Below are 16,007 nucleotides of genomic sequence, written 5' to 3' on the forward strand. Positions count from 1 at the left end.
GCCTGCCCATGCGTCTCTCTGAACTCCTCCGGCAGAATGGTTCCGTTCTGTCGCCTTCCGTTGACCCTGAAATCTGCGCGGTCACAGCAGACAGCAGACAGGTCCGGCCGGGCACTCTGTTTTTCGCTCTCCGTGGCGCAAAACAGGACGGAGCAGCTTTCATCCCACAAGCGGTCGCGAATGGTGCGGCTGCCGTTATTGCTGATCATCCGGCGCAAGCCGATATTCCTGTTCTGCTCACCCCTGATGCCAAGCGCCTGCTCGCGTTGACTGCTGTAACTCTTGCTGGTCCGCAGCCGACCTATATCGCCGCGGTCACGGGAACAAACGGCAAAAGCAGCACCGCAGAGTTTCTCCGCCAGATTTGGACGCTTCAAGGCTTCAAGGCCGCCAGCCTTGGAACGCTTGGACTGATCGCTAACGTTGACGTCCCGCCCCCACCGTCGCTCACAACGCCCGATCCCGTGTCTTTGGCTAAAACGCTTGCCTCTCTGGCACAGTATGGTGTGGATCATGTTGCGCTTGAAGCATCCTCACACGGACTGGAACAGCATCGCCTCGATGGCGTGACACTGAACGCAGCGGGCTTCTCAAACCTGACGCGCGACCATCTGGATTACCACGGCACCATCTCAGCTTATCGTGAAGCCAAGCTGCGTCTCTTTGAAGATCTTTTGCCGGCAGGTGGCATCGCTGCGGTCAATGCGGATATGGATCCGGAGACATTCAACGCCCTGAAGGCATTAGCAGCCCAGCGCGGTATGACACTCCGTACAGTGGGCAAGACGGGCACGGCCCTACGCCTCCTTGAAACCACGCCCACACCTACCGGTCAGATCGTTCGGCTCTCCCTCTATGGAGAAGAGCTTCCGGAAATGACTTTGGCATTACCTGGCCTGTTCCAGGCTGATAATGCCATGCTGGCAGCCGCGATGTGCTGGCAGGATGAAAGCGAAGCACGAAGCATTGTGGAATACCTGCCGCAATTGACCGGTGTCCGCGGACGATGTGAGCGCGCAGCTGAGCTCTCCAATGGAGCAGCCGCCTACGTCGATTATGCCCACACGCCGGATGCACTGGAACGCGTTCTCGCCAGCCTCCGTCCACACACTCAGGGACGGCTGGTCGTCGTGTTTGGTGCGGGCGGAGATCGCGATCGTGGCAAGCGCCCACTGATGGGCGAAGTTGCAGCGCGCATGGCGGACCTGGCGATTGTCACAGACGATAACCCGCGCACGGAAGATCCGCAGAGTATTCGTTCCGCCATCCATGCGGCCTGCCCGGAAGCACATGAAATCGGGGACCGGAGGTCCGCAATCGCCGCAGGGTTGGACGCGCTTCAGCCAGGTGACATTCTGGTTGTTGCAGGCAAGGGTCATGAGCAGGGACAGATTGTTGGTCAAACCGTTCTTCCGTTCGATGACCGCAGCGTTATCCGTGAACTCGCAGGTGCAGCATGAGCGTTCTCTGGACATCCGAAGAGCTTCGTGATGCGACAAATGGCCGCCTTGAAGCCGACGTTTCCGTCACCGGAATTTCCATTGATACGCGGACACTGAAATCCGGCGACCTTTTCATCGCACTTAAAGGCGATGCCAGTGATGGCCACGCACACATCGCGCAGGCCCTCAATGCCGGGGCCGCGTGTGTAATGGTGCATGACACCAGAGGCCTGACGGATCCACGCCTTCTGATCGTTGCCGATACGATGGCGGGTCTGGAAGCACTGGGACGCTTCGCACGCGCGCGGTTCGACGGGAAAGTCGTTGCGATTACTGGCAGTGTCGGCAAGACCACGACGAAAGACATGCTCCGCACCGCACTTTCTGCGCTCGGGCCGACACATGCTGCCATTGCCTCCTACAATAATCACTGGGGCGTCCCTCTCACCTTAGCGCGCCTCCCCCGCGATGCACGTTTTTGCGTGAGTGAGATTGGCATGAACCATGTGGGGGAAATTGCTCCCTTGGCTGCGCAGGTTCGTCCGGACGTTGGGATCATTACCACCATCGGAACAGCACATCTGGGCCACATGGGAAGCGTGGAAGAAATCGCGCGTGAAAAATCCCAGCTCTTCAGCGCATTAGCACCACATGGGACGGCTATTGCTCCGGACGATGCTGTGGGGCAAGACCTGTTTCAGGCAGCTCTCCCTGACCATGCATCTCTTTGGTCAAGTGGCTTTTCTGCTGCCGCCCAAGTCCGGTTAGAAAACCTGGTCTGCACCGCGGAAGGCAGCACTTTTACCCTGACATTCCCTAATGCGCCGAGCGTGTCCGTCAGATTAACAGCTCCCGGCCGACATCTGGCGCGAAACGCCGCGCTGGCTCTCGGAGCTGTCGCAGCCCTTGGCGAAAATGTGCCGAATGCGGCTAAAGCGTTGACCGGGTTTGTTCCAGGAGCAGGCCGCGGACAGATACGTACTGTGCTGAACGGCGTGCAGTTGCTTGATGAAAGCTACAATGCCTCCACGACCAGCATTCGTTCGGCGCTAGAGACTCTCTCGCTTCTTCCCGCCAAACGGCGCGTGGTCGCTCTGGGAGACATCCGTGAACTTGGCGAATTCGCAGAGGCAGAACATCGTTCTCTGGCGGATGCCGTAATTGCAGCAGATGCACTGGCTTTCTGCTGTGGCACCCACATGCACGCGCTTTACGAAGCTCTTCCCGAAACCGTGCGGGGTGGTTACGCCCCGGACGCGTCTTCCCTCGCTCCCCTTCTGTGTGATGCTCTTCGCCCCGGTGACCTTCTGCTTGTCAAAGGCAGTTTGGGCAGCCGGATGCGCGATGTCATTGCGGCCCTCGATAACGCTTCCAACCCGGTCTCTGCCTAATGCTGTTCAATCTCGTCGCCTCTCATGCCTCATCGCATGGCGGGTTCTTCAACCTCTTCCATTATCTGACGTTCCGCTCGGGTTGTGCGTGCCTGACGGCGCTGGTGATCTCGCTGGCGCTTGGCAACCCTTTCATTGCACAGCTCAAACGGATCCAGCGTGAAGGGCAACCTATCCGCACGCTTGGTCCGGAACGGCATATTCTGGAAAAGGCTGGCACGCCAACGATGGGCGGGATGCTGATCCTGATCGCGCTGTTCTCCGCGACGCTGTTGTGGGCAGACCTGACAAACGGTTTCGTCTGGGCCGTTATGCTCACAACTGCCGCATTCGGTGCCGTTGGCTTTGCAGACGACTATCTGAAGCTCTCCCGCCGGAATACGAAAGGTGTGTCCAAGCGTGTACGACTGGGATGTGAGTTTGCAGCCTCTCTCATCGCAGGCATCTGGCTCCAGCATCTGACGCCACCAGAACTCCGTAATGCCGTCGCATTCCCCTTCGTGAAGGATATCCTCCTGCCGCTCGGTTATGCCTTCCCACTTTTTGCAATGATTACGATCACGGGCTTCGGCAATGCCGTGAACTTCACCGACGGCCTGGATGGGCTAGCCATTGTTCCTGTCGTAATTGCAGCGCTCGTCTTTGCGCTGATTGCCTATCTCGTCGGCAATCATGTTTTTGCTGATTACCTCCAGCTTCATCCTGTTCCGGGCACCGGAGAACTGGCTGTGTTCTGCGCCGCACTGATTGGAGCGGGGCTTGGCTTCCTGTGGTTCAATGCTCCACCGGCTGCCGTTTTCATGGGTGATACAGGCTCCCTGTCCCTCGGCGGCGCACTCGGTGCCGTTGCTGTTGCCGTCAAGCATGAGCTTGTTCTGTGCATTGTTGGCGGTGTGTTCGTCGCAGAAACACTCTCCGTCGTGATCCAGATTTTCTGGTTCAAGCGTACAGGTCGGCGCGTGTTCCTCATGGCACCGTTGCACCATCACTTTGAAAAGAAGGGCTGGCAGGAACCGAAGATCGTCGTACGATTCTGGATTGTCTCCATCGTTCTGGGGCTGTGTGGTCTGGCCACGCTGAAATTGAGATGACAGGCTTTCCGACAGATCTTCTCGCAGGCGAGCGCTATGCGGTTTGCGGCCTTGGTCGTAACGGTGCGGCCGTAGTCAACGCGTTGCTGAACATGGGTGCCGAGGTTCAGGCATGGGATGATAATGCCCCGTCTCTCCCCCCTCATGAGCGACTGACACTTGCGCCACTGACAGACCTTTCCTGCATGACAGCGCTCGTCCTGTCTCCTGGTATTCCGCATATTCTGCCTAAGCCGCATCCCGTGGCCGAACTGGCTCGCGCTCAGAATGTGCAGATCCTGTCAGATGCAGAACTGCTTTATCGCAATGTTCGCAAAGCCGGGTCCAAAGCGCATTTTGCAGCCATAACCGGCACTAACGGAAAATCCACAACAACAGCCCTGCTGGCGCATCTCCTGCAATCCGCCGGGATTCCCTGTGTCGCGGGCGGCAATCTGGGCACTGCGTCTCTGGCACTGCCTCTTCTGGCTGATACCGGCGTTTACGTTATTGAGATGTCGTCATACATGCTGGAACGTCTGGATCAGTTCCACGCTGCGACTGCCTGCCTGCTGAACATTACACCGGACCATCTTGATCGTCATGGAGACATGGATGGCTATGCGGCAGCGAAAGCGCATGTCTTCGACAACATGACGTCTGAAGATCTGGCCGCGATCGGCGAAGACGATCCATGGTGCCTGACGATCGCCGAGAAAATTGCGGCACGAGGAATTCCCGTCACGATGCTGGCCCCGGATGCGGTTCCATCCTTCGACGGCCCGGCACTCCCCGGACGGCACAACCGTCAGAACGTCGCCGCGGCTTGGGCGATGGCAAAGCATCTTGGTTTGAGCGACGCGGCTATTCATGACGGATTGGCCTCATTTCCCGGTCTGGAACATCGGCTGCAAAAGGTAGCCGAGCGGGATGGTGTGGCGTTCATCAACGATAGCAAAGCAACTAATGCCGAAGCTGCGTCCAAGGCGCTTGGGTCCTACGACCGTGTGATGTGGATTGCGGGGGGAACGGCTAAGGCGGGAGGCATCGAAATGCTTGTCCCGTGGTTTGACCGCATTGCCCACGCGTTCCTCATTGGCCGAGATGCCTCTGTTCTTGCTGCAACGCTTCAAGCCAATGGCGTTCCTTACACGATGTGTGACACGCTTGATCGCGCAGTTCCCGCAGCGTTTGACGCAGCCGTTACGGATGGGGTCAGAACCGTTCTTCTGTCTCCGGCCTGTGCAAGTTTTGATCAGTTTCGCAGTTTTGAGGATCGTGGGTCACACTTTCTCCAGATTTGCGATAATATTGTGAAATCAGACCATTCGGGCGAAATGCTCAAAGCAGAACAGGAAGGTTGACGGTCATGGCGGGCTCCTCCCGTGTCGATTCATCGGCAATCGCCCGCTGGTGGCGCAATACCGACCGGGTCACGCTCGCCTGTGTCGGAATTCTGATCGGCCTGGGTTACGTGCTGATGCTCGCGGCCAGCCCTGCCGTGGCTTCGAGAATTGGCGCGTCCCGCAACATGTTCATCCTCAAGCAGGTGATCTTCCTGGCACTGGCTGGGGCGATCGTGCTTGGTGTGTCTTATCTTTCGCGAGCGGGCGTCAAAAAGCTGGCCTTTATCGGGGGTATTCTTGCCCTCGCCGCCACAGCCATGACACTGGTGCACGGGATGGAGATCAAAGGCGCGCGCCGCTGGATCGCCCTGCCCATGATGTCCGTGCAGCCTTCAGAATTTCTCAAACCCTGCTTTGCCGTCATGACGGGCTGGCTGCTCTCCGCACGCCGGACGGTCGTTTTGCGGGGGAACATAGCGTTCCCCGGAATGCTGATCGCATTCGCATGCTTTGGCGTCATTCTGGCGCTCCTCAAGTCCCAGCCGGACATTGGAATGTTGTCCGTCATCACCATGGTTTTCATGACGCAGCTCTTCGTCGACGGACTGCGTCTGTATTGGGTTGGGCTTTGTGTTGCAGGCATGATTGGTGCATTCGGCATGGCGTTCGTCATGTTCCCACATGTGCGCTCCCGTGTTGAGCGGTTCCTGCATCCAGACGTTGGCGATCACTATCAGATCGACACGGCGCTTCGTGCTTTCGGGAACGGTGGTCTTCTTGGGCGTGGTCCGGGCGAAGGGCGCGTCAAGGATCTGCTGCCTGATGCTCATGCCGACTTTGTTTTCGCCGTTGCTGGCGAAGAGTACGGCCTGTTGCTCTGCTTCGGCATTATCACCGTGTTCGGTATTATCGTTCTTCGCACCCTGCTGAAGCTTATGCGGGAAGAAGATCCTTTTGTGATTGTCTCTGCGGCAGGCCTGGTGACAGGGTTCGGGCTACAGGCGTTCGTCAACATGGGGTCAACACTTCACCTCATCCCAACAAAGGGCATGACGCTGCCATTCATTTCGTATGGTGGAAGTTCGGCCATGTCCATTGCTCTGACCATGGGAATGGTCCTTGCCCTGACGCGCCATCACGTTGGCCCGGGCAAAATTGCCCAGCGCGTCGCCACCCCTTACACCCCCGGTTCCCTTCTTGAGAGAAACACCCCATGAAACGTCCGATTGTCGTTGCTGCCGGTGGAACCGGAGGGCATTTTTTTCCGGCTGAAGCTGTTGCAACCGTCCTGGCAGAACGTGGGCATGACCTTGTTCTCATGACGGACGCCAGACATGGAAGGCGCGAGACCGGCCTGTTCAAGGATCGGCCGCAGTACGTGCTGGACGGTGCTGGCGTGGCTGGCAAAGGCCTTGGGGGGAAAGTGCGTGGTATCACCGCACTTTTCCGGGGCATGCTCGAAGCACGCCGGGTTCTTAAAACACTCGATGCGGCCGCTGTTGTGGGTTTTGGTGGATATCCGTCCATTCCGCCGCTTCTGGCCTCTCGCATGTTGCCAAAATCGCAGCGTCCGGAAATGGTTATTCACGAAGGAAACGCGGTTCTCGGGCAGGCAAATGCCTTTCTGTCGCGCTTTTCTCCGCTCATCGCTACGTCTTATGACAGCGTTGCGCGCCTCCCGCAGGGCGCCCGCATCACTTTGACGGGCATGCCTGTTCGGGCCGGGATCGAAGCCCTGTTCGGGCACCCCTATACCGCACCGACAGAGACTGTTCGGCTCCTGGTCTGGGGGGGCTCTCTCGGTGCCCGCGTATTTTCAGATGTTGTGCCACAGGCTCTGGCTGCTCTGCCGGTTGGCTTCCGCACACGGCTGCATGTCACGCAACAGGTTCGTGCCGAAGACACCGATCGCGTTCGTGCCATCTATGAAGATGCTGGTATTGCGGTTGAGGTTGAACCTTTTTTCAACGACGTTCCCGAGCGACTGAAATCAGCACACCTGGTTATTGGTCGCGCAGGCGGATCTTCTGTCGCGGAACTGGCGATGGCCGGGCTTCCGTCCATTCTAGTGCCCTTACCCATCGCCGCCTCTGACGAACAGGGCGCGAATGGAAAAGCGTTACAGGATGCTGGAGCGGCCTGGATGGTTCGTCAGCCGGATTTCACATCTGCGGCTCTCACAGCTCTTGTCGCTGACCTGATTACCCATCCTGAGCGTCTGTCCGCTGCGGCCGAAGCTGCACGTCAGTTTGCTCGCCCTCATGCTGCCGCAAAGGTAGCAGACCTGATCGAAGCTGGCCTTCGGTCCTGATCATCTTTTTTACCCTATTACCTCAAGAGTACCTGCCCCATGCGCGCCCTGCCCCTGAACATCGGAACCATTCATTTCGTCGGTATCGGCGGTATCGGAATGTCCGGCATTGCAGAAGTCCTGCACATGCTGGGCTACCGGGTTCAGGGTTCAGATATTGCGGAAAGCTCGAATGTTCAGCGTCTGCGACACGCTGGCATCCAGATCCACATCGGACATGATGCCTCCAATCTGGGTGACGCCCAGGTTGTCGTGACCTCTACAGCCGTCAAGAAAGACAACCCTGAGGTTGTTGCGGCGCGGGCAAAGCTGATCCCGGTCGTTCGTCGTGCGGAAATGCTGGCAGAACTGATGCGTCTGCGCTGGTCTGTCGCGATTGGCGGCACACACGGTAAGACCACGACGACAAGCCTCGTGGCGTGTGTTCTGGAGCATGCGAAGCTGGACCCGACCGTCATCAATGGCGGCATCATCGAGGCATACGGCACCAACACCCGTATGGGCTCCGGTGACTGGATGGTTGTTGAGGCCGACGAAAGCGACGGATCATTCCTCCGCCTTCCAGCTGTCATTGCGGTCATCACGAACATGGACCCCGAGCATCTGGATCACTGGGGTACGGAAGAAGCCATGCAGGCGGGCTATGACCAGTTCGTCTCCAACATTCCGTTCTATGGCTTTGCGGTGTTGTGCGTAGATCACCCGCAGGTTCAGCAGATGATCCCGCGCCTGTCCGATCACCGCATCATCACTTACGGTTTCAGCCCGCAAGCCGATGTTCGCGCTGAGAAGGTCGTGATGGACAAGCGTGGCGCAACATTCGAGGTTGTGGTCACAAACCGCGCCCGCAACCGGACGCGTCGCGCCGGTCCGTTCCGCCTGCCAATGCTGGGCCATCATAACGTTCTGAACTCTCTGGCAGCCATCGCGGTGGCGCTGGAAATGGAAATCAGTGATTCCGTCATCGCCTCCGGCCTTGCGTCCTTCAAGGGCGTAAAGCGTCGTTTCACGCGGACGGGTGAATTCAATGGCGTGTCGATCATTGATGATTATGGTCACCATCCGGTCGAGATTGCGGCTGTCCTGAAAGCTGCACGTCAGGCAGGCGCAAAGAACGTCATCGCCGTGGTGCAGCCGCATCGTTATTCCCGCCTGAAAGGCCTGTTCGGCGAATTCTGCACCTGCATGAACGACGCTGACACCGTTATCGTGGCTGACGTGTATGCGGCTGGTGAAAGCCCGATTGAAGGCGCAGATCGTGATGCTCTGGTCGAAGGCCTGCGGGATCGTGGACATCGCTCTGTCGTGCCATTGCCCTCACCTGAACTTCTTCCTGAAATGGTGAATGCGATCGCAAAGCCCGGCGACTATGTGGTCTGCCTCGGTGCCGGAACAATCACCCAGTGGGCTCAGACCCTTCCGCAAGAACTGGAAGCTCTGAACACCAAGAGCCCGGCGCCGGAAAGCGCTGTATGAGCGACAACTTTCCAGTTCAGGGCCTTCGCGGACGTCTGACGGCCAATGCACCGCTGGGAGCCCGCGCCTGGTTCCGCACTGGCGGCCCCGCTGACTGGTTGTTCGTGCCAGAAGACGCCGATGATCTGGCTGACCTGCTGCGGAACCGCCCCGTCGACATGCCCCTGACAGTTCTGGGCGCATGTTCAAATGTCATCATCCGCGATGGTGGCATTGAAGGCGTGGTGGTCCGGCTGGCCCGTGGTTTCTCGGACATTGAAGTCCAGACTGACGGCCTGGTAGTGGGCGCCGCAGCTCTGGATGTTACGGTGGCCGAGCACAGTGCAGCAGCAGGACTGGCTGGACTGGAATTTCTTGTCGGCATTCCCGGGTCCATCGGCGGCGCTGTACGCATGAATGCTGGCGCTTATGGTTCGGACATCAATGCCGTTCTCGATTGGGCGGATATTCTCACGTCAGACGGCGAGTTGCGTCGCCTCACCTGTGAAGAACTGGGCTTTGCGTACCGTCATTCGGACTTACCGGAAGGCGCTATTGTCATTCGGGCCAGACTGCGGGGCACACCGGACGCGCCAGATGCCATTCGGGAACGCCTTGCAGAAATTCGTGCCTCTCGCGAAGCATCCCAGCCTGTTCGTGCCCGCACTGGTGGCTCAACGTTTCGTAACCCAGACGGTCACAAAGCCTGGGCGCTGATTGATGAAGCAGGTTGCCGTGGCCTGACGCTGGGTGGCGCTCAGGTCAGTGAGAAGCATTGCAACTTCCTGCTGAACATTGGGGCAGCCAATAGCGAACAGCTTGAAACGCTTGGGGAAACTGTTCGCAAGAAAGTTCTGGACCACAGCGGAATTGACCTGCACTGGGAGATCAGACGCATTGGTCGTCGTGACGTAGGAGAGAAGACAGTATGAAGGTCGCAGTTTTATATGGCGGTACGTCCAGCGAGCGACCTGTCAGCCTTGTCAGTGGCAATGCAGCCATCTCCGCCCTGCGCGAGAAAGGGCATGAGGTAACGCCAGTCGATGTCGGCGCCGATATTGCCGTCACCATTCAGGCTCTGAGAGTCGCCGCCCCTGACGTCGTCTTCAATGCATTGCACGGCCCCAAAGGCGAAGATGGAGCCATTCAGGGGGTGCTGGAATGGATGGGACTTCCGTACACACACTCCGGCATCCGCGCCTCTGCTGTCGCAATGGACAAGGGAGCAACCCGCATGCTGCTCGCGGCTGCGGGGCTTCCCATTGCAGAAGGCCGTGTCATCACGCCTGAAGAACTGGCGGAAGCAGACCCACTGCCCGTGCCGTATGTTGTGAAGCCCGTTGCGGAAGGATCGTCGGTCGGCGTTGAAATCATCCGCCAAGGTGACAACCGTCGTGCCGAAATTGCAAAAAATTGGCGCTTCGGCAAAGAAGCTCTTGTTGAAACATTCGTTCCTGGCCGTGAGCTGACTGCGGGCGTCATGGGTGATCGTGCTCTGGCGGTAACCGACATTCTGCCTGCCGAAACGGCTGCATTCTACGATTTCGAAGCAAAGTACAAAGCTGGTGGCTCCAGGCACGTTGTCCCGGCAGAGCTGCCAGATAGCGTGACCGAGCGTGCACTGGATTATGCTCTGCGTGCTCATCAGATTTTGGGATGTTCTGGCGCCAGCAGAACGGATTTCCGCTACGACGACGAGACAGACACTCTGATCGTTCTCGAGGTTAACACGCAGCCCGGCATGACCCCGACCTCACTGCTGCCGGAACAAGCTGCATATTGCGGCATCTCCTACCCGGATCTTTGTGACTGGCTGGTTCAGGAGGCACTGACCCGCTGATGCGCAGGGACTCCCGCCCTCAGGAACCCGATTTCCGACGTGACCCGGCTTTCCGACGTGACCCGGCTTTCCGCCCGGCGCCGATGCCGCCTTACGAGGACCGGCCGTCACGGACGAAACTGTTCCTGCGCCGTCAACGGAAACTGATTCGTCCCGGAATCGTATTCCTTGTCGTGGTCGGACTGGGAGGAGTAGGAGCGCGCCTCCTGTATGACGCAGCGTCGGAGGAGCGTTTTGCTCCGCTAAGAGCCAAACTTGTGGCTATGGAGCCACTGCCTATTCGGCACGTCATCATCAATGGTCGTGGCATGACCAGCGAGGCGTCAATTTACGAAGCCCTGGGAACAAGTACTGGCCACCCAATTTTCGGTTTTTCTGTTGAAGCCGCACGCCAGCGCATTGATGAACTTCCCTTCGTGGATCATGCGACCGTCGAGCGGCGGATGCCGGATACAATCATCATTAACCTGACCGAACGTACACCCATCGCCGTCTGGCAAACGCATGGGCATTTCTCGCTCATTAATCAGGCCGGCGAGGAAGTTCCTGATCAGGGCATGACAGGCAAGAATGCTCAGGCATTCCTTCAGCTACCGCTAGTCGTTGGCGATGGTGCCAATACTGCCGCGTCCGTCGTCATTGACGCTTTAGCCAAACAGCCGGATGTCAAATCCCGTGTGGCTGCTCTCATTCGTGTGGGAAACAGGCGCTGGAATGTGACCCTGAAAGACGGGACAACTGTCATGCTCCCCGAAGGCGAAGAGGCCGCAGCATTTGCACGTCTCGCGCAATACCAGACAAGCATGAACCTGCTGGATCGTCCTGTCGTCTCGATTGACATGCGCCTTCCAGATCGCATGGTCATTCATCAGACACCTGCGCCCACACCTCCTCCTGACGCACCCAAAACAGACACACCCGCCCCTCCTTCTGACAGCAGCCAGACGACACAGCAGCCATGACCGATCTTACACCAACGTCCGATCTTCCGGCCTTTCGCCGCCGGGGTGGTCTGCGGGGCCGGTCCCTGATCCCTGTGGGTGGCGAACGCGAAGTTGCGCTGAACCGCGCATCACGTGAAATCCTGCCGCTGCCTCCAGAAGAGACATCCAAGCCTCGTGTCTGGCGCAATGGCGTTTTCGGTGCGCTGGATATCGGCACGACGAAAATGACCTGCCTCATTGGCAAGGGTGAGCCGGATGGTTCCATTCAGGTTCTGGGTTATGGCTGGCGCCGCTCCCACGGAATTCGATCTGGATCGATCGTTGATATTCGTGAAGCCGAAGCTGCTATTCGCGCCACCGTTGGCCAAGCAGAGGAAGCCGCAGAGCGACGCATGGACTCACTGGTCGTCAATCTGTCCTGCGGTCATCCCCGAAGCCGACTGATCGATGCCCATATGCCCATCGGTGGCCGTGAAGTCACGGATGGAGATGTTCAGCGCCTGATCACGGACGGTCAGGCCCGGGCATGGTCAGAAGGTCGGGACGTCATCCATACCCTTCCCATCGGGTATGTCGTTGACTCCATGCCTGGTATTGCTGATCCACGTGGTCATCAGTGTGAACAGCTGGCGACGAAACTGCATGTTGTTGACATGAACTCCAGTGCTCTCCGCACACTGGATACCGTTCTCCAGCATTCAGAGCTCAAACTTGACGGGCTGGTTTCCAGCCCCTTTGCCTCTGGCGTTGCCGTGCTGGCTGACGAAGAACGTGATTTAGGCGTTACCGTCGTGGAAATGGGAGGCGGAACCACCTCTCTCGCAGTTTTCTGTGAAGGGCGACTGATCCATACGGCACAAATTCCTGTCGGCGGCCTCCATGTTACCCGTGATATTGCGGGCGTTCTTTCGACATCTCTGGAAACTGCAGAGCGCCTGAAAACCATGTATGGTGCGGCACAGCTTGGATCCGACGATCAACGAGAAATCCTGTCCGTGCCCCTCATTGGGGAAGGCCGGGACCGTTTGGCCCGTATTCCGCGCTCGAAAGTGATCTCCGTTATTCAGCCTCGCGTTGAAGAGACACTTGAACTTGTGCGCCATGCTCTGGACAATGCAGGTCTGGGGCGTCTCGCCAACGGGCGTGTCGTTCTGACAGGCGGGGCCTCCCTGATGGAAGGCATTGTGCCTGTCGCAACACGCATTCTTGCCCGGCCTGTTCGCATGGGCAAACCGCTGAACGTTCATGGCCTGCCGGAGACTGCTGCAGCTTCGGCCGGTTTTTCCACCGCTGCGGGGCTTCTGGCCTGGGCAGCGGGCGCAGATCGGGACTTTGGGGACATTTCAACCCCGGAACCTCGATCTGGCAGCCTTCTGAAACGTCTCGTGGGGTTCATCCGCGACCGTGGATGAGCTACACAGAAAATAACGCCCTTTTTTCCGTTGCTTCCTCGCAGTTCCGGACCTGATCATGACTTTGAACCTTACCCCGACCCCGAACTCTCACGTTGAACTGGCCCCGCGCATTACCGTCGTCGGTGTTGGTGGTGGTGGCACGAATGCCGTCAACAACATGATCGATTCGGAGCTCAAGGGCGTCGAGTTCGTTGTTGCCAACACGGATGCGCAGCAGCTCGCCCACTCCAAGGCTGAACGCCGCGTCCAGCTTGGCCCCCATCTGACACGCGGCCTCGGCGCAGGCGCCAAGCCGGAAATCGGCCGCGAAGCTGCTGAAGAAGCTGCACAGGAAATCGAGCGTCAGCTCGAAGGGGCGAATCTGGTCTTCATCACAGCCGGTATGGGCGGTGGTACAGGTACGGGTGCGGCCCCGGTTATAGCGCGCATGGCCCGTGAACGTGGGGTTCTGACAGTTGGTGTGGTGTCGAAGCCCTTCAACTTTGAAGGTCGCCGCCGCACGCTGGCTGCTGAATCCGGTATCGCCGAGCTTCAAAAGCACGTCGACACCCTGATTGTTATTCCGAACCAGAACCTGTTCAATTCCGCGAACCAGAACACGACGTTCCGTGAAGCCTTTAAAATGGCTGACAATGTCCTGAACATGGGTGTTCGCGGCATCACGGACCTGATGGTCTCTCCGGGCCTCATCAATCTCGACTTTGCGGACGTGAAGGCCGTGATGGAAGAGATGGGCAAGGCCATGATGGGCACCGGCGAAGCCACCACTGAAGATGACGGTGAAGATCGCGCCGTTGCCGCTGCCGAGCGCGCCATTTCCAACCCACTGCTTGAAGATGCGTCCATGGCTGGCGCCCGCGGCCTGCTGATCAACATCACAGGTGGTGAAGATCTGACACTTTACGAAGTGAACGCAGCTGCCGATCGTATTCGTGAAGAAGTTGCCGAAGAAGCCAACATCATTTTTGGTGCTCTGATCGATGAAAACATGAATGGACGTATTCGCGTGTCCGTTGTGGCAACGGGCATCGACACCCAGTCCAGAAATGATCCGGGCAACACAGAAACAACTCCTGCGTCGCCTCCGCAGCAGGCCCCATCTGCCTCGGGTCCACGCGATACGTCTGCTCAGAGCCGCCAGGCACCCCAGACGTTTCAGCCAGGATCAACCTACGCAGGTGGGCCGCCACGCCCGAACTTCAACCTTGACCCGAACGCGTCACAGCAGCCTGCATCGCCCCCACCGGCAGCAGAAAGCCCGGTTGCACCACCGCCAAATGCGGCCCCTCAGCAGCCGCACGTGGCAGCCCCGCAAGACGATGCAGCGCCGCGCTCCCCTCGCGCTGGCCTGTTTTCCGAGCCGCCACGTGCACCAGCGCCTGAAGCACCACGCAGCATTTTTGGCCTTATGACAGGCGCTTTCCGGAGCCGTCCGGCCCCGCAGCAAGCAGCCACGCGCACGGAGCAGAACAGCCGTGACGCATATCAGCAGACGGATCATCATAACCCCACCGACCAGCGCCATAACCAAGCGCCGTCTGACGGTAGCGATGATTCCACGCTCGATATTCCCACCTATCTCCGTCGCTGAATAAGCAAACTGCTTTCCTGCAAAACCTTGCGCATCGCAGGAAAGCAGTCAGGTAATATCCGGCAACAATCATTGAATGGCACTCCGGCGATGACTGGGTTTTATTATAAGCCAGTCTAAATCGTCGGGGGATTCATGCAGGTTACGCCAGCGCATCATGGAAAGTCGGTTCCAGCAGATCGAAAGGTCCGCCCGCTACTTTCCAGCGCGTCTGACAGCACGCAGACGCCTCTTTTCTCTGAGCGTCCCGATTTGAAGAACCTGCAGACAACCCTTCATTCTCCCATATCCTGCCGAGGCATCGCCCTTCACAGTGGTCTTGATGTCGATCTGGAAATTTCTCCAGCCGAAGCGGATACTGGCATTCGCTTTCAGCGGAGCGATTACCCCGGCTCTCCTTCGTTTCCCGCTCTCTATGACCGGATTATCGACACCAAACTCTCGACTGTTGTCGCGTGCAAAGACGATCCTTCTTTACGTGTAGCGACCATTGAGCATTTGATGGCGGCGCTTAACGCCATGGAAATCGATAATGCGCTTATTTCGGTCAGCGGGCCGGAACTGCCTGTGCTGGACGGGTCGGCGGATGCCTTTGCCTTCCTCTTGCGATGCGCTGGCAAGAAAACACTGAATACGCCCCGAAAAATTATTGAAATTCTTCGAAACGTGAGAGTTGAGGGCGACAACGGTGCTTTTGCCGAGCTACGCCCGGCTCAACGCGGTCTTTCTCTTGCAATTTCGTTAAATTTTGATGCTGAAGCCATTGGGTGTCAGCGCTATGCCATGCAACTCGATCCAGCGCGTTTTCTGGAGGAAGTGTCTTTCTGCCGTACTTTTGTGAACCGCAAAGACATTGAGTATCTTCAAAGTATCGGCCTCGCCCGCGGCGGGTCTCTCGACAATGCTGTTGTAGTGGATGGCAAGACCATCCTTAATCCAGCGGGCTTGAAAATCGAGCGGGAATTTGCCCGGCATAAGCTTCTGGATGCTATCGGTGATCTCTATTGCTGCGGGCATCGCCTAAAAGCGGGATTTATCGGCCATAAGTCTGGTCACAAGATCAATAACGAGCTTCTGCGCAGCGTTTTCTCAGATCAGAAAAACTGGCGTTTTGAAGCAGAGACCCCTACCGTTTCGGCACGCGGCCATCGTCGCACACGCGTCGCAGCCTAAGGTTAAATGGCGGGTCTTTCGTCCCCGCA

Annotated in this window: 13 protein-coding genes; all 13 read left to right on the forward strand. The window is 58.1% G+C overall.

What is annotated here, in order from left to right:
- Positions 1-8: 8 nt before the first annotated feature.
- A complete protein-coding gene (locus HK24_RS05260) occupies positions 9-1,460 on the forward strand; it encodes a UDP-N-acetylmuramoyl-L-alanyl-D-glutamate--2,6-diaminopimelate ligase (RefSeq protein ID WP_086633617.1) in 1,452 nt (483 codons plus the stop codon).
- Positions 1,457-2,833, forward strand: coding sequence for a UDP-N-acetylmuramoyl-tripeptide--D-alanyl-D-alanine ligase (gene murF, locus HK24_RS05265; RefSeq protein WP_086633618.1), 1,377 nt, complete (start codon positions 1,457-1,459; stop codon positions 2,831-2,833). Before HK24_RS05260 ends, murF begins: the two co-directional genes overlap by 4 nt.
- Complete coding sequence (mraY, locus tag HK24_RS05270; RefSeq protein WP_064273099.1) at positions 2,833-3,924, forward strand: phospho-N-acetylmuramoyl-pentapeptide-transferase; 1,092 nt, start codon at positions 2,833-2,835, stop codon at positions 3,922-3,924. The genes murF and mraY overlap by 1 nt, the downstream gene beginning before the upstream one ends.
- Positions 3,921-5,267 (forward strand): UDP-N-acetylmuramoyl-L-alanine--D-glutamate ligase, encoded by a 1,347-nt coding sequence (gene murD / locus HK24_RS05275; RefSeq protein WP_086633619.1) that lies wholly within the window; start codon positions 3,921-3,923, stop codon positions 5,265-5,267. Before mraY ends, murD begins: the two co-directional genes overlap by 4 nt.
- 5 nt (positions 5,268-5,272) lie before the next feature.
- Positions 5,273-6,466 (forward strand): FtsW/RodA/SpoVE family cell cycle protein, encoded by a 1,194-nt coding sequence (locus HK24_RS05280; protein ID WP_086633620.1) that lies wholly within the window; start codon positions 5,273-5,275, stop codon positions 6,464-6,466.
- Positions 6,463-7,560, forward strand: coding sequence for an undecaprenyldiphospho-muramoylpentapeptide beta-N-acetylglucosaminyltransferase (gene murG, locus HK24_RS05285; RefSeq protein WP_086633621.1), 1,098 nt, complete (start codon positions 6,463-6,465; stop codon positions 7,558-7,560). Before HK24_RS05280 ends, murG begins: the two co-directional genes overlap by 4 nt.
- A 39-nt stretch (positions 7,561-7,599) precedes the next feature.
- Positions 7,600-9,036 (forward strand): UDP-N-acetylmuramate--L-alanine ligase, encoded by a 1,437-nt coding sequence (gene murC, locus HK24_RS05290; RefSeq protein WP_046901369.1) that lies wholly within the window; start codon positions 7,600-7,602, stop codon positions 9,034-9,036.
- Positions 9,033-9,947 (forward strand): UDP-N-acetylmuramate dehydrogenase, encoded by a 915-nt coding sequence (gene murB, locus HK24_RS05295; RefSeq protein WP_086633622.1) that lies wholly within the window; start codon positions 9,033-9,035, stop codon positions 9,945-9,947. The genes murC and murB overlap by 4 nt, the downstream gene beginning before the upstream one ends.
- Positions 9,944-10,855: a D-alanine--D-alanine ligase gene (locus HK24_RS05300; RefSeq protein ID WP_086633623.1), complete on the forward strand. Its 912-nt coding sequence runs from the start codon at positions 9,944-9,946 to the stop codon at positions 10,853-10,855. The genes murB and HK24_RS05300 overlap by 4 nt, the downstream gene beginning before the upstream one ends.
- Positions 10,855-11,817: a cell division protein FtsQ/DivIB gene (locus HK24_RS05305; RefSeq protein ID WP_086633624.1), complete on the forward strand. Its 963-nt coding sequence runs from the start codon at positions 10,855-10,857 to the stop codon at positions 11,815-11,817. Before HK24_RS05300 ends, HK24_RS05305 begins: the two co-directional genes overlap by 1 nt.
- Positions 11,814-13,211 (forward strand): cell division protein FtsA, encoded by a 1,398-nt coding sequence (ftsA, locus tag HK24_RS05310; protein WP_046901366.1) that lies wholly within the window; start codon positions 11,814-11,816, stop codon positions 13,209-13,211. The genes HK24_RS05305 and ftsA overlap by 4 nt, the downstream gene beginning before the upstream one ends.
- Before the next feature lie 58 nt (positions 13,212-13,269).
- Positions 13,270-14,805: a cell division protein FtsZ gene (gene ftsZ, locus HK24_RS05315; RefSeq protein WP_086633625.1), complete on the forward strand. Its 1,536-nt coding sequence runs from the start codon at positions 13,270-13,272 to the stop codon at positions 14,803-14,805.
- A 135-nt stretch (positions 14,806-14,940) separates the two neighbouring features.
- Positions 14,941-15,978 carry a UDP-3-O-acyl-N-acetylglucosamine deacetylase gene (gene lpxC, locus HK24_RS05320; protein WP_064273094.1) on the forward strand — a complete coding sequence of 346 codons (1,038 nt, stop codon included), beginning with the start codon at positions 14,941-14,943 and terminating at the stop codon, positions 15,976-15,978.
- Positions 15,979-16,007 lie beyond the last annotated feature (29 nt).

It is taken from the genome of Gluconobacter sp. DsW_058, assembly GCF_002153615.1.
GTDB classification, from domain to species: domain Bacteria; phylum Pseudomonadota; class Alphaproteobacteria; order Acetobacterales; family Acetobacteraceae; genus Gluconobacter; species Gluconobacter cerinus.

Excerpts from the sequence above, each read along its gene's own strand:
- HK24_RS05260 (WP_086633617.1), top strand. The coding sequence starts at position 9 with ATGCGTCTCTCTGAACTCCTCCGGCAGAATGGTTCCGTTCTGTCGCCT.
- murF (WP_086633618.1), top strand. The coding sequence starts at position 1,457 with ATGAGCGTTCTCTGGACATCCGAAGAGCTTCGTGATGCGACAAATGGC.
- mraY (WP_064273099.1), top strand. The coding sequence starts at position 2,833 with ATGCTGTTCAATCTCGTCGCCTCTCATGCCTCATCGCATGGCGGGTTC.
- murD (WP_086633619.1), top strand. The coding sequence starts at position 3,921 with ATGACAGGCTTTCCGACAGATCTTCTCGCAGGCGAGCGCTATGCGGTT.
- HK24_RS05280 (WP_086633620.1), top strand. The coding sequence starts at position 5,273 with ATGGCGGGCTCCTCCCGTGTCGATTCATCGGCAATCGCCCGCTGGTGG.
- murG (WP_086633621.1), top strand. The coding sequence starts at position 6,463 with ATGAAACGTCCGATTGTCGTTGCTGCCGGTGGAACCGGAGGGCATTTT.
- murC (WP_046901369.1), top strand. The coding sequence starts at position 7,600 with ATGCGCGCCCTGCCCCTGAACATCGGAACCATTCATTTCGTCGGTATC.
- murB (WP_086633622.1), top strand. The coding sequence starts at position 9,033 with ATGAGCGACAACTTTCCAGTTCAGGGCCTTCGCGGACGTCTGACGGCC.
- HK24_RS05300 (WP_086633623.1), top strand. The coding sequence starts at position 9,944 with ATGAAGGTCGCAGTTTTATATGGCGGTACGTCCAGCGAGCGACCTGTC.
- HK24_RS05305 (WP_086633624.1), top strand. The coding sequence starts at position 10,855 with ATGCGCAGGGACTCCCGCCCTCAGGAACCCGATTTCCGACGTGACCCG.
- ftsA (WP_046901366.1), top strand. The coding sequence starts at position 11,814 with ATGACCGATCTTACACCAACGTCCGATCTTCCGGCCTTTCGCCGCCGG.
- ftsZ (WP_086633625.1), top strand. The coding sequence starts at position 13,270 with ATGACTTTGAACCTTACCCCGACCCCGAACTCTCACGTTGAACTGGCC.
- lpxC (WP_064273094.1), top strand. The coding sequence starts at position 14,941 with ATGCAGGTTACGCCAGCGCATCATGGAAAGTCGGTTCCAGCAGATCGA.